The sequence below is a fragment of the Microbacterium sp. W4I4 genome, assembly GCF_030816235.1.
GTDB lineage: Bacteria > Actinomycetota > Actinomycetes > Actinomycetales > Microbacteriaceae > Microbacterium.
The window spans coordinates 1,588,942-1,605,180 of the sequence record NZ_JAUSXT010000001.1; the positions used below are offsets into that span (position 1 = coordinate 1,588,942).

Sequence of the window (16,239 nt, forward strand, 5' to 3'; positions counted from 1 at the left end):
AGGTCGCAGTTCGTCCCGGTTTGCGCGTCGCGCGTCGTTTCAGGTCGCAGTTCGTCCCGGAATGACCGGCGGATACCGAGACGAATCGCGACCCGAACGTCCGGGCGCTCCCGTGAACGGGACGAATCGCGACCTGAACGCGGGATGGCGACGGCGTGCCCGTACCCGTGGTGAACGTCATCAGAAGTGGTACGGGAACGGCGACCAGTCGGGGTCGCGCTTCTCGAGGAACGAATCGCGGCCCTCCACGGCCTCGTCGGTGCCGTAGGCGAGGCGGGTGGCCTCTCCGGCGAACACCTGCTGACCCACCATGCCGTCATCCACCGCGTTGAAGGCGAACTTCAGCATCCGGATCGCCGTCGGCGACTTCGTCAGGATGATGCGCGCCATCTTCAGCGCCTCCTGCTCCAGCTCGGCGTGCGGCACGACCCGGTTCACGGCGCCCATCTCGTAGGCGCGCTGCGCGGAGTACTCCTCCGCGAGGAAGAACACCTCGCGGGCGATCTTCTGTCCGGTCTGGCGGGCCATGTACGCGGAGCCGTAGCCGGCGTCGAAGCTGCCGACATCGGCATCCGTCTGCTTGAAACGGCCGTGCTCCGCCGACGCGATCGTCAGGTCGCAGACCACGTGCAGCGAGTGCCCGCCACCGGCCGCCCAACCCGGGACGACCGCGATGACGACCTTCGGCATGAAGCGGATCAGGCGCTGCACCTCGAGGATGTGCAGGCGGCCTGCGCGCGCCGGATCCTGCACGGCCGACTCGTCGGCGCTGTACTTATACCCGTCGCGGCCGCGGATGCGCTGGTCGCCGCCGGAGCAGAACGCCCAGCCGCCGTCCTTCGGGCTCGGGCCGTTGCCGGTGAGCAGCACGGCGCCGATGCGCGGGTCCTGCCGCGCGATGTCGAGCGCGCGGTACAGCTCGTCGACGGTGTGCGGGCGGAACGCGTTGCGCACCTCCGGCCGGTCGAATGCGATGCGGGCGACACCGCCGTCGCGCGAGACATGCGCGGTGATGTCGGTGTACGCCTCGGCGCCCGGCGCCAGGGTCCACTCGGCCCGGGTCGAAGATGTCGGAGACGAAGTCATCGGTCACGCCCCCAGCCTATTCCGGCCCGCCGATCGGCGAGCCTCGTCCATTCGCCACGGGCGCCCTCACGTACGATCGTCGGGTGCGAACCTCAGCCCTCAGCTCCTCCCGTGTCCGTCTCGCCCTCCTGGCCCTGACCGCGGCGACAGCCCTGGCTCTCGCCGGGTGCGCCTCGAATCCGACGACGGATGCCGGCGCGCAGCCCACGTCCGCGGCATCCGACTCCCCCGTGGCATCCGGCGAGTGCAGCTACCCAGCCGACTCGCGGCCGGCGTCGAAGCCGGTCGATGCTCCGGATGCCGACCCCACCGCCTCTGGCGACGTGTCGGCGACGATCGCCACCAGCGCCGGCGATCTCGCGGTGACGCTGGATGCGGAAGCCGCGCCGTGCACGGTGAACAGTTTCCTCTCCCTGGCGAAGCAGTCCTACTTCGACGGCACCACCTGCCACCGCCTCACCACCCAGGGCATCTTCGTGCTGCAGTGCGGCGACCCGACGGGCACCGGAACGGGCGGCCCCGGCTACTCCTTCGCCGACGAGCTGAACGGTTCCGAGACCTACCCGGCCGGCACCCTCGCGATGGCCAACGCCGGCCCGAACACCAACGGCTCGCAGTTCTTCGTCGTCTACGCCGACACGCAGCTGCCGCCGTCGTACACCGTCTTCGGCCACCTCGACGCGGCCAGCACCGAGATCGTCGCGGGCATCGCCGACGAGGGAACTGCGAACGGCGCCCCCGACGGAGCGCCCAAGACGCCGGTGAAGATCACAGCGGTCACTCAGGGCTGACCCGCGCACACGACCGTCCAGGTCGCAATGGTTGCCGCTCCGCAGCGCGGATGACGGCAACCATTGCGACCTGGACGTGTATGCGGCGACCGGGCAGCGGACGAGGTCAGACGGCGAAGCGGGCGCGGCGAGCCTTCAGCCATCCGTCGACCGCGTCCCAGATGGCGCTGCCGGCGATGCCCACCCCGGTCAGCACGGCGAGCACGGTCAGCGCTTCGGCATCCACCCCGTTGTCCGTGAACACGACCTGCACGAACTCCGGGTTGAACAGCACGCCCCGCCCGAGGGCGGTGAGCGCGAGACTCATGAAGACCACCGCGAGCACGGTGTTGGTCACGGCGAGGGCCGAGGTCCACTGCCCGCGTGCGTACACTGCGATGGCGAGCGCCGCCTCGGCTGCCATCAGCACGAGCACCGCGCCGATGCCCCACGGCCACAGATCGGGGTTCAGCATCGGCAGGGGCGCATCGGCGGTGGGCACGAATCCGCGGAACCGGTCCCACAGCAGCACGGCGGCGAAGATCGCGAGCATCACGAGGGAGCCGATCAGATCGCCGCGTCCTGTTCCGGGATGCGTCTCCTCAGGAAGCTGATCCACGCTCCACTTGGCACCGGTGTCGGCCCCGGTGCGCTCCAGGATGACGAAGACCAGGGTGGTCCAGAATGCGATGTGCACGACCACCGAGAGCGTCACGGCGATGCTCTCGCCGATGATCCCGCCGACAGTGGCGCCGTCGATCGCCTGCGCGATCGCCACACCGCCGAAGGCGCAGGCCGGGACTATCGCGATCAGCAGCTTCAGCAGTCGCCACCAGGTCAGGTAGTACTTGGGTCCGATCAGGTGCAGCGGGCGGTCGGCATAGCCGGCGGCGAGCACGCCCGGGTCGCCCAGGTCGGTGAGCACGTCGCGCTCGGCGTTCTCCAGCGCGGCGCCCTGCTCGGTGCGGGCGTCGATGGCATCCGCGATGGATGCCTGCAGCTCGTCCCGCACCTCGGACTGCAGCTGCGGCGGCAGGCTCTTGACGGTTGCGGTGATGTAGCGGTCGGTCAGCGTGGCGGTCATGTCATTCTCCGTCAGTGAGTGCGGCGGTCGCCGCCGCGATGGCGGCGACCTCCTGGGTCAGGATCGTGGCGAGACGGTTGCCCGCCTCGGAGGTGCGGTAGAACTTGCGCGGACGCGCCTCGTCGGTGTTCCACTCGCTCTCGAGACAGCCCTGCTTCTCGAGTCGGCGCAGCAGCGGGTACAGCGTGTTGGCATCGGTGGGGAACCCAGCGGATGCGAGCTGCTCGAGCAGCCCATACCCGTAGCCCGGCCTGCGCAGCAGCATCAGGCTGGCCAGCACGATCGTGCCGCGCCGCAGCTCCTGCAGGTGTCCGTCGAACTCCGTGTCGTTCATGACTCACACGTTACTGTGCGTCACACACTATTGTCAATCACACATTAGAGTGCGACCGCTCCAGAGCCCGCCTGTTTGCGTCTTGCGCACCCCTTCGGGCCCGTTTCGCATGCGTTCAGCACAAATAGACGGGCTGGGGAGGCGACGAGGGCATGATGGACGCATGACGCCGTCGCTCGCAGAACTGCTCGCCACCGCCCGCGTGGTCGCCCTGCCGATGAACACCCGATTCCGGGGAGTCGACGTGCGCGAAGCGCTGCTGTTCGAGGGCCCGCAGGGGTGGGCGGAGTTCTCACCCTTCGTCGAGTACGCGGATGCCGAGGCCGCGACCTGGCTGCACGCCGCGATCGACTTCGCGTGGAACGAGCAGCCCGCGCCCCTGCGCGACCGCATCCCCGTCAACGCCACGGTGCCGGCCGTCGACGCCGCGCGCGTCGCCGAGGTGCTGTCGAGATTTGACGGATGCCGCACTGCCAAGGTCAAGGTCGCCGAGCGCGGGCAGAGTCTGGCCGACGATCTCGCCCGCGTGCGCGCGGTGCGCGAGGCGATGGGACCCGAGGGTCGGATCCGCATCGACGCCAACGGCGGCTGGAACCTCGACGAGGCCGAGCGCGCCATCCACGAGCTCGGCGAGCTCGACCTGGAGTACGTCGAGCAGCCCTGTGCGACCGTGGATGAGCTGGCCGAGCTGCGCTATCGCGTGAAGCACAAGGGCATTCCGATCGCCGCCGACGAGAGCATCCGCAAAGCCGCCGACCCGCTGGCCGTCGCGCAGGCCAAGGCCGCGGACCTCATCGTGATCAAGGCGCAGCCGCTGGGCGGCATCCGCAAGGCGCTGTCGATCGTCGCCGAAAGCGGCCTGCCCACCGTGGTCTCCAGCGCCCTGGACACGGCCGTCGGGCTTTCGCAGGGCGCGGCGCTGGCGGCATCCCTCCCCGACCTCGACTACGACTGCGGGCTCGGCACGGCTTCGCTGTTCGCCGACGACGTGGCCGACGCGCGCCCGGTCGGCGGGTTCGTCTCGGTCGCGCGAGTGACCCCGGATGCCGGCGCGCTGGCGCGCCTGGAGGCTTCGGCCGAGCGCCGCGAATGGTGGCTCGCGCGCCTCGAGCGCTGCCACGCACTGCTGGCGGACTGAGCCGGCGGCCAGCACCGACCGGTCTCAGACGCGCAGGAGCTCGACCATCCGGCCGAGGGCCTCGCTGCCGGCGCGACGCAGACGAGTGGAGTCGTCGCCGCCCATCGCACCGCGCACGGTCATGCCCTCCCAGACGACCATGAGCAGGCTCGCGGCCTCGGCGGCGGGAATGCGGAGGGTGATCTGACCGGAATCGATGATCTCCTGGATCATCTCGGCGATGCTGCCCACCATCTCCCGCTCCTGCGCGAGATAGGCGGCACCGAACGCAGGGTCGCGCAGTGCGCGGATGCGGATCTCGCTCATCATCATGACGCCGAGCCGGTCATCCGCACCGGAGTCCATGATCTGCTGCACGAGTTCGACCGGATCGCAGTCCTCGAGGGCCTCGGCACTGACGAGCTCGCTCACCCGTGCACGCACGGCGGTCAACCGCGCCTCACCCACGGATGCGGCGAGAGTGAGGAAGAGCTCGTCCTTCGACTCGAAGTTGGAGTAGAACGCACCGCGGGTGAAGCCGGCCCGCTCGCAGACGGCCTCGACGGTTGCACCCTCGAGCCCGACCTCGGCAAAGACCTGAGTGGCGGCTTCGAGCAGGCGCGCACGAGTGTTCTCCCTGCTCCGCGTCGCAGACGTCGACATCGCTCCTCCTGAAGCCTCAACTCTTTCAGAGAACCGCCGCCCGATGTTCACATCCTGTGCACAGCATCCGGTTCCTCCGACGACTTACGATACAGGTACGTACTGAATACATCTGTGTATCGAACTGCCGCGGAGGCCGCGTGTCCACTCTTCTGTCCTCGCTGGGTCGCTGGTCGTTCCGGCACCCCTGGCGCGTGCTCGTCAGCTGGCTTCTCGTGCTCGGCATCGCCGGCGGCGGCGCGCTCGTGCTCGGCGCAGGCACCGACAACAGCTTCTCGATCCCCGGCACCGAATCGCAGGCCGGCCTCGAGCAGCTCTCGCGCACCTTCCCCCAGGTCAGCGGCACGAACGCGCAGTTCATCGTGGTCGCCGCACCGGGCGATGACATCCGTGACGACCCGTACAGGGCCGACATCGAGAAGTCGGTCAAGGACCTGACGAACCTCGACGACAGCGTGCTCGCGGTCACCTCTCCGTACGACGAGAACATCAGCGGCATGGTCAACGCCGAGCACAGCGCTGCGATCGTGCGCCTGCAGTTCGAGGGCCAGGCCACCGACGTGCCCGCACAGGCCAAGGCCGACCTCCAGAAGCAGGTCGACGAGCTCCGCACCGCCCTCCCCGACGGCTCGCAGGTCGCACTCGGCGGAGACCTGTTCGCGATGTCGATCCCCGCGATCACGATCACCGAGGCAGTCGGCCTGCTGATCGCCCTGCTCGTGCTCATCGTCACCTTCCGCTCGTTCGTGGTCGCGGGGCTCCCGCTGCTGACCGCGATCCTCGGCGTCGGAATCTCGATGGCCGGCATCTTCGCCGCGACGGCATTCGCCTCCGTCTCCTCCACCACTCCGCTTCTCGCGCTCATGCTCGGCCTCGCGGTCGGCATCGACTACTCGCTGTTCATCGTCGCCCGGCATCAGGACCAGGTGCGCGACGGCGTCGATCCCGAGGAGTCCGCATCGCGTGCCGTGGGCACCGCCGGATCCGCCGTGGTGTTCGCCGGCATCACCGTGCTGATCGCCCTGATCGGACTCGGCTTCGCCGGCATCCCCTTCCTCACGACGATGGGCATCGCGGCATCCGTCGCCGTCGCGATCTCCGTCATGATCGCGATCACGCTCACCCCCGCGCTGCTCGGATTCCTCAAGGGCCGCGTGGCCGGACGACCGCGTCGCGCCGCCGAGAAAGTTGCCAAGGCTGCGGAGAAGAAGACGGCCCTTCGACAGGCTCAGGGACCCATGCCGAAGCCGGCCGTGCGCCGCACCTTCTCCGAGCGCTGGGCAGCGGGCGTCACGAAGCGCCCGATCCTCGTCACGATCGCGGTCGTGCTGGGGCTCGGCATCATCGCCATCCCCGCGCTGAGCCTGAACCTCGCCCTGCCCAACGCCGGCGTGCTGCCGAAGGACTCCGAGGCACGGCAGAGCTACGACTTGACAGCCGACGAGTTCGGGCCCGGGTTCAACGGCCCGCTGATCCTGACCGGCACGATCGTCACCTCGACCGACCCACTGAACCTCATGGAAGACCTCGGCGCCGCCGTCGAGAAGCTCCCCGGCGTGCGCGAGGTGGCTCTGGCCACCCCGAACGAGACCGCCGACACCGGCATCGTGCAGATCATCCCGAACACCGCGCCCGACGACCCGGCCACCGCCGATCTCGTGCGCGAACTGCGCTCGCACCACGACGAGTGGCAGAAAGAGTTCGGCATCGACCTCAAGGTGACCGGATTCACCGCCGTCGCGATCGACATCTCCGACCAGCTGGGCGCCGCCCTGCTGCCGTTCGGCGTCTTCGTGATCGGCCTGTCGCTGATCCTGCTGGCGATCGTGTTCCGCTCGATCTGGGTGCCCGTGACCGCCGCGATCGGCTACCTGCTCTCGATCATCGCCGCGTTCGGCGTGGTGGGCGCGGTCTTCGAATGGGGCTGGTTCGCGGATGCCCTGCACGTCGCCCGCACCGGCCCGATCATCAGCTTCATGCCGATCGTGCTGATGGGTGTGCTGTTCGGCCTGGCGATGGACTACCAGGTGTTCCTCGTCTCCCGCATGCGCGAGGACTTCGTGCACGACAAGGCCCGGCACGATCCGGCCACCCGCCGCGAGTCCGCGATCCGCGCCGTGCGCACCGGCTTCTCGAGCACGGCCCGCGTGGTGACCGCCGCCGCTCTGATCATGTTCGCCGTGTTCGTGGCGTTCGTCCCCGAAGGCGACTCGTCGCTCAAGCCGATCGCCCTGGGCCTGGCCGCGGGCATCGCGATCGACGCGTTCCTCGTGCGCATGACGCTGATCCCCGCCGTGATGGCCATCCTCGGCGACCGCGCCTGGCGCATCCCGCGCTGGATGGAGCGGATCCTGCCGCACGTCGACATCGAGGGCGAGGCCGTGGAGCGCGAGCGGGCGCTGGCCGAATGGCCGGGCGATGACAGCATCCTCGCCGCCGATGACCTGGACATCTCGGCCGTCGACGTCGCGGGCGCGCATCTGCGCCTTGCACCCGGCGGATCCCTGATCGTGACGGGTGCGGCGCCGCGTGCGCTGCGTGCCCTGTCGCTGGCCGTCGCGGGGCGGATGAAGACGGATGCCGGGATGTTGCGCGTCGACGGCCATCTGCTGCCGGGACGCGCCGCATGGGTGCGTGCCCGGGTCGGCATCGCCCTGCTCTCCGAGCCGGATGCCGCGACTCAGGCCGCCGAGGCGCTGCGCGGACGCGCCGGGCTGGTGGTGCTCGACGGCGTCGACCGGCTCACCTCCGCCGAGCGCGATCAGGTCGCCGCTCGTCTGCGTGACGCCGGCCCCGACCTCGCCGTCTTCGTCACCGCGACGGATGCCGATTCCGCGCGGGCCCTGCTGACCGAGGCCGGTCGCTCCGCGGCATCCGTCGTCGACCTGCGCGACCCCGCCCCCGCCACCTCCGCCGAAGACCGTCTGTGGGGCGCAGATGTCGGCTTCCCGACCGCTGAAGCCGACGTTCTCGCCCCACAGCCGGTCGCTGGTGCGACCACTGATTCCTCCGACACGACCGAGGTGACCGCATGACTCTCCCCATCGAACGCGCGCGCTCGCGCCGGCCGATCACCTGGCTGACGCTCATCGGCGTGCTGCTGCTGCCGGCGATCATCGGCGGCATCCTCGTCACCGCGCTGCAGAACCCCACCGACCGCCTCGAGTCGATGACGGCGGCCGTCGTGAACCTCGACAAGCCGATCACGATCGACGGTCAGTACACGCCGCTCGGGCGTCAGCTCGCCGCGGGCCTGGTCGACGGGTCGGACGAGATCGACTCGAACCTCACCTGGGTGATCTCGAACGAGAAGGACGCCGCGAAGGGCCTCGGCGACGGCACGTACCAGGCCGTCGTGACGATCCCGAAGTCGTTCTCCGCTGACGCCACCTCCTCCGGCACCGCGCTGAAGGACGGTGGGGATGCCGCGAAGCAGGCCAAGATCACCGTCACCACGCCGCCCGACGGGCGCGTGGCCGACGACCTGATCACGAACCAGATCGCCTCGGTCGCCACCTCGACCATGGGCACCATGCTCAGCGAGGCCACAGTCGGCAACGTGCTGGTCGGGTTCAGCACCATCGGAGACCAGATCGGCGAGGCCGCCGACGGCGCTTCGAAGCTCGCCGACGGTGCGCGCAGTGCCGCCGATGGAGCGGCCGCGCTGCCGGGCGGAGCGTCGAAGCTCGCAGAGGGTGCGGACGGGATCGCCGGTGGGGCGAGCAAGCTGGCCGGCGGCGCCATCCAGCTCTCGGACGGCGCCACGAAGCTCGGCAGCGGGCTCGACACGATCGCATCCAAGACGCGAGAGGTCGGCGCAGGAGCGACTCAGCTCGGTCAGGGACTCACGGCGGGTGCCGCCGCGCTCTCCGATCCGAAGGGCGACATGCAGCAGCTGGTCGGAGCCGCGGGGACCTCGGCGACCACGGCCCAGCAGGTCGCGGACAGCGTCGGCGGAAGCGCTCAGACGATCGGCGACCTCGCGCAGGAGTGCGCGGCATCCGGAGCGACCGTCGATTTCTGCACACGCCTCGGTCAAGCGGCAGGAGACCTCGGCGCCGCCGTCAAGCCGGCGTACACGAGCTCGGCGTACGCGAAGAACGTGTCGGACGGAATCGCCGCGACCGCCGGCGAGCTGAGCTCGCAGATGCGCACCGCCGGCGGGGCAGCATCGCAGCTCGGCAGCGGCCTCGGTCAGCTGGCGGCCGGCATCGACCAGTCCGCCAACGGCGCACGAGGACTCTCCGGTGGCGCGAGTGACATCGGCGACGGAGCATCCGCCCTGTCCTCCGGCGCATCCCAGCTCGGTGACGGCGCCTCCGCCCTCGCCGACGGCGCGGGCAAGCTCGCCGATGGCGTCGACAGCCTAGCATTCGGCACCGGCGAGCTCGCCGACGGCCTGAAGACGGCGTCGACCTCGCTGCCCTCGTTCGACGAGCAGCAGTCGACGAAGCTGGCATCCGTCATCGCCGACCCGGTGAAGGCATCGGCGGAGGCGGATGCCATGTTCGGCCCGACCGCGATCCCGCTGCTGTCGGCCGTGGTGCTGTGGTTCGGCGCGCTGGCGTCGTTCATCGCGCTGCGCGCCGTGCCGGGCAACGCTCTCACTTCGCGCCGCTCGTCGATCGGCATGGTGCTGCGCGGCTTCTGGCCGGCCGCAGCGCTGGGCGTCGGGCAGGGCCTGCTCGTCGCACTGATCGTGCAGATCGTCGCCTCGTACGACGCCGCCACGTGGTGGGGCTTCGCCGCGTTCGCCGTGCTCGCAGGCATCGCCTTCGCCGCGGTCAACCAGGCCCTGGTGGCCGTGCTCGGCGGGATCGGACGCTGGATCAGTGCGCTCGTGGGCGTGGTCGCCGTGGCCACCGGACTGATCTCGACGATCCCCGGCTGGCTGGCGGGTCTCGGCGCGGCGATGCCGACGTCACCCGCGCTCGGAGGCCTGATCGCCCCGACAGGCGCCGCGGCTGCGGGGCTGATCGTCTGGGGCGTGCTGGCGCTCGGAGCCGCGACCCTCGCGGTGACCGCCCGCCGCACGACCAGCGCGAAGGCGGTCCTCGCCGCGGCGTAGCATCCGGCATCCGGCATCCGGCATCCGGCATCAACCCGCTTCACCCGCGACAGGAGATTCGCTGAGAACAGGACGATTCGCGAAGAATCGTCCTGTTCTCGCCGTATGTCCTGTTCTCGAGCGCATGTGACGACGATGCTGAAGCGCCGCCGGTAGTGTCGCGGGATGGCACGTGACTTCATGACGAACCCCGGTCAGCTGCGAGATCTGGAGGGGCAGCAGTACGTCGTGCTGCGGCCGGTCGGTGCGGTCATGCGGGAGTTCGACCGGGTGCAGGATGCCGCGCGGCAGCGTCTCGGCGACGGCGTGCGCTACCCGGGCGCCGCGCACGTCACGCTGCGCGGGCTGTACGAGCCCGAGCGCATCGACGCGGTGCGCTCCGTCGTGCAGACCTGGGCGGCGCAGCAGCATCCGATCGACATCGTCTACGAGGCGGTGGACTCGTTCCCCACACCCTGGCAGATCGTGATCGCCCGGCTGGGACGCACCCCCGCACTGCTGCACGCCTACTCGTCGCTGACCGACGCATTGGACGCCACCGACCTGCGCCGCATCGGCGAGCTGCCGCTGCAGGACTGGACCTTCCATCTCTCCACCGTCTACGCCAAGACGCTGGATGCCGCGGCCTGGGCTCAGCTGGCATCCGACACGCACCACGAATACCCGTCGCCGCCCGTCGAGACGGTCGCCGAGGTCGAGTTCGTGTCCTATTCGGGCGGCGCCGAGCACCGCGAGGTCATCCCGTTCGGCCGGTGAACCTGCACCCAGGACAGGAGAATCACCGAGGACAGGCCGATTTCGCTCGGCTCGTCCTGTACCGGACGAATCTCCTGCACCGGTGAAAGGACGGATGCCGGCGGCTGATCAGCCGCGCTGGGTCACCGTCTTCTTCAGGAAGATCAGCGGCAGCAGCCAGGTTCCGAGCGCCGTGATGACCCAGACGATCAGTGTCGCGAGCACCCAGGTGCCGATGCCGGTGATGTGCAGGCCGCCCGGGAACAGCGAGGCGATCAGCAGCGCGACGAAGGTGGAGATCAGTCCGACGCCGCCGAGGATCGCGTTGGCGTGCTTGCGGGCGAGGGAGGTGATGACCGGACTGAGGATCGCCTGAGCGATCGTGAAGACGATCACCGCGGTGAGGAACCCGCCCAGAGAGAGTCCGAAATCGGGCAGCACCCAGAAGCACACGAGCAGCGCGACGGCCGACGTCCCGAGAGAGATCGCCGTGCGGATGAGGAAGCGGACCATGCCGCCATGCTAGACCCGGGTCAGCTCAGGCCGGAGTACGCGTGCAGGCCCTTGAAGAACACGTTCACGATCGTGAAGTTGAAGATCACCGACGCGAAGCCGACGATCGACAGCCACGCCGACGGGGAGCCGCGCCAGCCGCGCGTCGCACGGGCGTGGATGTAGCCGGCGTACAGCACCCAGATGATGAACGTCCATGTCTCCTTGACGTCGAAGCCCCAGTAGCGACCCCAGGCGTCCTGCGCCCAGATGGAACCGGCGATGAGTGTGAAGGTCCACAGGATGAACCCGACCACGGAGAAGCGGTAGGCGAGGTTCTCGAGCCGCACCGTGTCGGGCAGCGTGCGCAGGAACCCGGGGCCGGCGTTCTCGATGCCCTCGGCCAGGCGACGCTCGCGCCGCGCCTGCATCAGCTGCACGACCGAAAGGGCGAACGCCAGGGCGAACACGCCGACCGACAGCGAGGCGACGAACACGTGGATGACCAGCCACACCGACTTCAACGGTTCGGCGAGCGGAGTCACCTCCCGGTAGAAGTTCGCCGCGGCAGCGCCCAGCAGCACCAGAACGAGTCCGGTGATGAACGCCCCCAGGAAGCGCAGGTCGATTCGCATCAGAACCACGAGGTAGACCAGCACGACCAGCAGCGTGCCGATCATCGCGAACTCGTAGAGGTTCGACCACGGCACGTGGCCGTCGGCGATGCCGCGCGTGACGGTCGCGGCCAGATGGAACAGCCAGCCCAGGATGGTCAACGAGGTTCCGATGCGCGCCATCACGAAGCGCTGCTTCACCGGCGCGACGGCGCCCTCGGCTCCTCCGGTACCCGACGCGTACGGCGATTCGCCCGGAGCTGTCACGACCGCACCGTCCGCCATCACCAGCATCCGCTCCTCGGCCTTCACGGTGGACGAGCGCCGCGCCAGGTCGAAGGTGAAAACGATGAAGGCGCCGGCGTAGATGGCGATGGCCGTCCACAGCGTCAGGATCGAGATGGAATCCAAGTCGGGCATGTCATGCTCCCTTCACGGGGTGCCGAGAAGCGGTTGCATCGAGCAGCCGCTCGTGTCCGCGGACGAGGTCGTCCACGGCGGCGGAGAGTGTGGGGTCCTCGCCTCGCGCGAGGCCAGCGTACTCCAGGTGGATGGTGTCGTCGGATGCTGTCGCCTTGACCCACATGCGACGTCGGGGGACGAACAGGGCGAGCCCGAGGCCGGCGAGCGCGAGCAGCGCGAACACCAGCACCCAGACAGCCGAGTCGTCGTGGTGGATCTGCAGCGAGACATAGCGCTTCACCGACTGGGTGAAGTCCTTGGCCCCGGCGGGCGCCTCGTTGTCGAACGTGACCGTGCCCAGCCCGTTCGGCAGGTCGGCGGTCTCGCCCGGCTGCAGTTGGATCGACTTCACGTCGGTCTGTCGACCGGTGAGCTGGGTCATGTCCTGGGTGTCCAGTTGATACACCGACACGGGGGTGCCACCGTCGATGCCCAGGTCGCCCTCGTACACGTCGAGGGTGAGCAGCGGGATGTTCAGGGCGCCGTGCGCCGAGGTGAGCGCGCCGGACTCGAGCTTGACCGCCGTCGGGTAGAAGAAGCCGACGAGGCCCAGCTGCTCCGGCATCCCGTCGGGGATCTTCACGACGCCCAGCGAGGTCATGTTGTTGTCCTGCGGAAGGAACTCGACCGCATCGTGGAACACGCTCTCACCCTGCGCGTTGCGCACGGTGATGGTGGGCGCATAGCCGTTGCCGAGCAGGTAGATCTTGTCGCCGCCCACGCTCAGCGGGTGATTCACCTTGACCGCGTCATCGATCTTCGAGCCGTCCGGCTCGCGCACGCTGAGGTTGGCCTTGAAATCCCCCGCCTGGCCCGCCCCGGCTTCGCCGAGGCCGACGTAGGAGACGTCGAAGGACTTCAGCGTGAGGGCATAGGGCTCGAACGCGTCATCGGCGACGAAGCGGCCCTTGTTGATCGAGTTGTAGTCGATCAGGGCGTTCACGTAGGACTTGCCCTCCACGACCACCCTCTGCCCGGTGTACGCGTAGTTGCCGCCGATGCCGACGGTGATCAGCACGCCGACGAGCGCGATGTGGAAGATCAGGTTGCCCGTCTCGCGCCAGTACCCGCGCTCGGCCGACACCGACCAGGTGCGGCCGCGGTCGTAGCGGGCGACACGGTAGCCGAGCGCTCTGAGCTGCTTCTCGGCGACGGCGACGGTTGCCTCCGCCTCCGCATCCGCGGTCCCTGAGTCTGTCGAACGGGCGCGGGAGACCGACCGGTGATCGTCCAGTCGCGCCAGCCGTGCCGGGGTGCGTGGCGGCAGCGCGCGCAGCGCCTTGAGGTGGTGCTTGATGCGCGGGATGATGCAGCCGATCAACGAGATGAACAGCAGCAGGTAGATCGCCGAGAACCACGGCGATGAGTACACGTCGAACAGGCTGAGCTTGTCGAGGACCGGGAACAGGTCGGGGTTGTCGGTCTTGTACTTCAGCACGCCGTTCGGGTCGGCGGAGCGCTGCGGGAAGATCGAGCCGGGGATCGCCGCGATCGCGAGGAACAGCAGCAGGATCAGGGCGACGCGCATCGAGGTCAGCTGGCGCCAGCCCCAGCGCAGCCAGCCGGTGACACCGAGCTTCGGCTGGGCGATGCCGTCGTCGACGGGAGCTGCGGAATCGACGTGGTCGGCAGGGCGCAGCGGGTCGGATGCCGCGGACGAGCCGTCCTGCGCGTCGCGCGCCTTCTTCTTCGGGGCCTTCGCGGCGTTCTTCACACCATCAGAGGGGGAGGATGACACTGCCCATCACCGCCGTCAGTCTCGACATGATCTGAGTCCACACGCCGGTCACCATCAGCACGCCCAGCAGGATGAGCAGCGTGCCGCCGATGATGTTGACCGTGCGGATGTGGCGCCGCATGAACGCGGTCGCCGAGGTCGCCCAGCCGAAGCCGAGTGCGACCAGGAGGAACGGGATGCCGAGGCCCAGCGAGTACGCCACACCCAGCAGCGCGGCGCGCCAGGGGTCACCGAGCGTCCAGCCCACGCTGATGATCGCCCCGAGCGTCGGTCCGGTGCAGGGGGCCCAGCCGATCGCGAGCGTGATGCCCAGCAGCGGTGCGCCGACCAGGCCCGTGGTGGAGTTCACGTGCAGTTTGAACTCGCGCTGCGCGAAGCCGAACAGTCCGAGGAACACCAGGCCCATCAGCACCACCACGACGCCGAGGATGCGGGTGATCAACTCACCCCACTGCAGCAGGAAGACGGATGCCGCACCGCCCAGCACCGTGTAGGCGACGAACACGACCGTGAAACCCGCGATGAACAGCAGCACCCCCAGCAGCATCCGCCGACGCTGGGTGCGCGCCTGCGTGGCGGTGGCCGTCTGGGCGCCGGAACCCGTTGACACCCCCGCCGCTCCCCCGATGAAACCGAGGTAGCCGGGCACCAGAGGCAGGATGCACGGCGAGAGGAATGAGACGAGGCCGGCGGCGAGCGCCAGCGGGATGGCGAGCCAGAGAGCTCCGGCGCCGATCACGGCATCCGGATTCACGCCTTCTCCTTGAGCACGTCCTGGATCAGGGTCGACAGGATGGAGGTGCCGTCGATGGGCCCGATGATGCGGGCCGCGACCCGGCCCTGCTTGTCGAGCACGAGGGTGGTCGGCGGGGCCTGGATGGGCGTGACCTTCGCGAACGCGAGCTTGGCCTGACCGGTGTCGGCATCCATCAGGCTGGGGTAGGTGATGCCGTACTTCTCCGCGAACGCCTTGGCGGTATCGGCCTGGTCGTAGATGTTCACGCCGATGAAGGCGACGCCGTCATCCTCGTGCTTCTGCCAGGTGGCCTCGAGATCCTTCGCCTCGATGCGGCAGGGACCGCATCCGGCGTACCAGAAGTTGACGACCGCGACGTCGCCGCTGATGTCGGTGCTCGAGAACGTCTTGCCGCCTTCGGTGACGCCGCCGAACTCGACGGGCTCACCGCGCTGGTCGGCGGGGATCTCCTGGACCCGGAAGTCCTTGGTCGTGTAGGCCTTCTGATCGCCGTTCAGGAACGCCTCGGTGGCCGGGTCGGGAGCGCAGGCGCTCAGGCCGATCGCGAGCGTCGCAGCGAACGCTGCGGCGGCGATGCGCCAGGCGCCACGAAGGGAACGGGCAGACGTGGACACGCTGGGAATCGTACGCGCGTTTCCTATGGTTGCTCTGGAACGGTGCTCCGCTCGCAGGCCCGGCTCAGACCGCGCCGAGGTCGATTCCGGATGCCGCCGGCTCCGCGTAATCGACCTCGCGCCAGACGTCGCCGACGCGCTCGAAGCTGGTCACGCTGGACAGCGCGCAGCGCCGCGTGCGGGGATCGTGCCGCAGCGGAAGACCGGCGACCGCCAGGTGCGTGATCCAGATCGGCGCCTGGTGCGAGACGAAGACGATGTCGCCGCCGTCGGTCGCGTTCGTCACCTCGTGCCAGCTCTCGTCCATCGCCGCCAGCATCCGGTCGGTGATCGAGAGATAGGACTCCCCCCAACTCGGCACAGAGGGACGGCGCAGGTGCCACCAGTTGCGCGGGTCGCGCAATGCGCGAGACATCCGCTTGCCCTCGAAGATGTTGGTCGGCTCGATGATGCGCTCCTCGAGCACGGGCGTCAGGCCGGTGAGCTCGGCGAACGGCGCCGCGGACTCCTGGGTGCGCTCCAGCGGCGAGCATCGCAGCTGCGCGACAGACCTCCCGAGACCGACGACGTGCTCGGCGGCGGCGCGCGCCATCCGCTGCCCCGCCTCGCTGAGGTGATAGTCGGGCAGGCGACCGTAGAGCACGCGGGCGGGGTTGTGGACCTCGCCATGGCGCACCAGATGGAGTCGGGATGCGGGCATGCCGC

Annotated in this window: 14 protein-coding genes and 1 pseudogene; 5 read left to right on the plus strand and 10 right to left on the minus strand. The window is 69.2% G+C overall.

The window, feature by feature from the left end:
* Positions 1-180 precede the first annotated feature (180 nt).
* Positions 181-1,093 (minus strand): annotated as a pseudogene (locus tag QF046_RS07605) (1,4-dihydroxy-2-naphthoyl-CoA synthase).
* A gap of 76 nt (positions 1,094-1,169) precedes the next feature.
* On the opposite strand from QF046_RS07605, the gene QF046_RS07610 reads away from it, so the two are divergent.
* The gene (locus QF046_RS07610; protein WP_307367927.1) at positions 1,170-1,877 is read left to right on the plus strand and encodes a peptidylprolyl isomerase; all 708 of its coding nucleotides are present in this window, start codon (positions 1,170-1,172) and stop codon (positions 1,875-1,877) included.
* 106 nt (positions 1,878-1,983) lie between these two features.
* On the opposite strand, the gene QF046_RS07615 is transcribed toward QF046_RS07610, so the two are convergent.
* Together QF046_RS07615 and QF046_RS07620 are read right to left on the minus strand one after the other, a co-directional pair.
* Positions 1,984-2,940 carry a permease prefix domain 1-containing protein gene (locus QF046_RS07615; RefSeq protein WP_307367932.1) on the minus strand — a complete coding sequence of 319 codons (957 nt, stop codon included), beginning with the start codon at positions 2,938-2,940 and terminating at the stop codon, positions 1,984-1,986.
* Position 2,941: 1 nt separating this feature from the next.
* The gene (locus QF046_RS07620) at positions 2,942-3,274 is read right to left on the minus strand and encodes a PadR family transcriptional regulator (RefSeq protein ID WP_307367937.1); all 333 of its coding nucleotides are present in this window, start codon (positions 3,272-3,274) and stop codon (positions 2,942-2,944) included.
* A gap of 163 nt (positions 3,275-3,437) precedes the next feature.
* Between QF046_RS07620 and QF046_RS07625 the strand changes: the two genes are divergently transcribed.
* Positions 3,438-4,412 (plus strand): o-succinylbenzoate synthase, encoded by a 975-nt coding sequence (locus tag QF046_RS07625; protein ID WP_307367939.1) that lies wholly within the window; start codon positions 3,438-3,440, stop codon positions 4,410-4,412.
* Positions 4,413-4,436: 24 nt separating this feature from the next.
* On the opposite strand, the gene QF046_RS07630 is transcribed toward QF046_RS07625, so the two are convergent.
* Entirely contained in the window at positions 4,437-5,054 is a 618-nt protein-coding gene (locus QF046_RS07630) for a TetR/AcrR family transcriptional regulator (protein WP_307367942.1), read from the minus strand.
* Between the two features lie 140 nt (positions 5,055-5,194).
* On the opposite strand from QF046_RS07630, the gene QF046_RS07635 reads away from it, so the two are divergent.
* The 3 genes from QF046_RS07635 to QF046_RS07645 all read left to right on the plus strand — a co-directional run bounded on the left by QF046_RS07635 (position 5,195) and on the right by QF046_RS07645 (position 10,878).
* A complete protein-coding gene (locus QF046_RS07635; protein WP_307367943.1) occupies positions 5,195-8,089 on the plus strand; it encodes an efflux RND transporter permease subunit in 2,895 nt (964 codons plus the stop codon).
* Positions 8,086-10,122 (plus strand): YhgE/Pip family protein, encoded by a 2,037-nt coding sequence (locus QF046_RS07640; protein WP_307367947.1) that lies wholly within the window; start codon positions 8,086-8,088, stop codon positions 10,120-10,122. Before QF046_RS07635 ends, QF046_RS07640 begins: the two co-directional genes overlap by 4 nt.
* Before the next feature lie 165 nt (positions 10,123-10,287).
* On the plus strand, positions 10,288-10,878 hold the full coding sequence (locus QF046_RS07645; RefSeq protein ID WP_307367949.1) for a 2'-5' RNA ligase family protein: 591 nt from the start codon (positions 10,288-10,290) through the stop codon (positions 10,876-10,878).
* Positions 10,879-10,986: 108 nt separating this feature from the next.
* On the opposite strand, the gene QF046_RS07650 is transcribed toward QF046_RS07645, so the two are convergent.
* From QF046_RS07650 to QF046_RS07675, 6 genes are all read right to left on the minus strand, one after another.
* Complete coding sequence (locus QF046_RS07650) at positions 10,987-11,370, minus strand: phage holin family protein (RefSeq protein WP_307367952.1); 384 nt, start codon at positions 11,368-11,370, stop codon at positions 10,987-10,989.
* A gap of 20 nt (positions 11,371-11,390) precedes the next feature.
* On the minus strand, positions 11,391-12,383 hold the full coding sequence (ccsB, locus tag QF046_RS07655; RefSeq protein WP_307367957.1) for a c-type cytochrome biogenesis protein CcsB: 993 nt from the start codon (positions 12,381-12,383) through the stop codon (positions 11,391-11,393).
* A gap of 1 nt (position 12,384) precedes the next feature.
* Positions 12,385-14,139: a cytochrome c biogenesis protein ResB gene (locus QF046_RS07660; RefSeq protein ID WP_307367960.1), complete on the minus strand. Its 1,755-nt coding sequence runs from the start codon at positions 14,137-14,139 to the stop codon at positions 12,385-12,387.
* A 4-nt stretch (positions 14,140-14,143) separates the two neighbouring features.
* Positions 14,144-14,917 (minus strand): cytochrome c biogenesis CcdA family protein, encoded by a 774-nt coding sequence (locus QF046_RS07665; protein ID WP_307367963.1) that lies wholly within the window; start codon positions 14,915-14,917, stop codon positions 14,144-14,146.
* On the minus strand, positions 14,914-15,534 hold the full coding sequence (locus QF046_RS07670) for a TlpA disulfide reductase family protein (protein ID WP_307367967.1): 621 nt from the start codon (positions 15,532-15,534) through the stop codon (positions 14,914-14,916). The genes QF046_RS07665 and QF046_RS07670 overlap by 4 nt, the downstream gene beginning before the upstream one ends.
* Before the next feature lie 64 nt (positions 15,535-15,598).
* The gene (locus QF046_RS07675; protein WP_307367969.1) at positions 15,599-16,234 is read right to left on the minus strand and encodes a histidine phosphatase family protein; all 636 of its coding nucleotides are present in this window, start codon (positions 16,232-16,234) and stop codon (positions 15,599-15,601) included.
* Between the last annotated feature and the right edge of the window lie 5 nt (positions 16,235-16,239).

Bases quoted from the DNA above. Each gene is read 5' to 3' on its own strand.
- QF046_RS07615 (WP_307367932.1), bottom strand. From the start codon at position 2,940: ATGACCGCCACGCTGACCGACCGCTACATCACCGCAACCGTCAAGAGC.
- QF046_RS07620 (WP_307367937.1), bottom strand. From the start codon at position 3,274: ATGAACGACACGGAGTTCGACGGACACCTGCAGGAGCTGCGGCGCGGC.
- QF046_RS07625 (WP_307367939.1), top strand. From the start codon at position 3,438: ATGACGCCGTCGCTCGCAGAACTGCTCGCCACCGCCCGCGTGGTCGCC.
- QF046_RS07630 (WP_307367942.1), bottom strand. From the start codon at position 5,054: ATGTCGACGTCTGCGACGCGGAGCAGGGAGAACACTCGTGCGCGCCTG.
- QF046_RS07640 (WP_307367947.1), top strand. From the start codon at position 8,086: ATGACTCTCCCCATCGAACGCGCGCGCTCGCGCCGGCCGATCACCTGG.
- QF046_RS07645 (WP_307367949.1), top strand. From the start codon at position 10,288: ATGGCACGTGACTTCATGACGAACCCCGGTCAGCTGCGAGATCTGGAG.
- QF046_RS07650 (WP_307367952.1), bottom strand. From the start codon at position 11,370: ATGGTCCGCTTCCTCATCCGCACGGCGATCTCTCTCGGGACGTCGGCC.
- ccsB (WP_307367957.1), bottom strand. From the start codon at position 12,383: ATGCCCGACTTGGATTCCATCTCGATCCTGACGCTGTGGACGGCCATC.
- QF046_RS07675 (WP_307367969.1), bottom strand. From the start codon at position 16,234: ATGCCCGCATCCCGACTCCATCTGGTGCGCCATGGCGAGGTCCACAAC.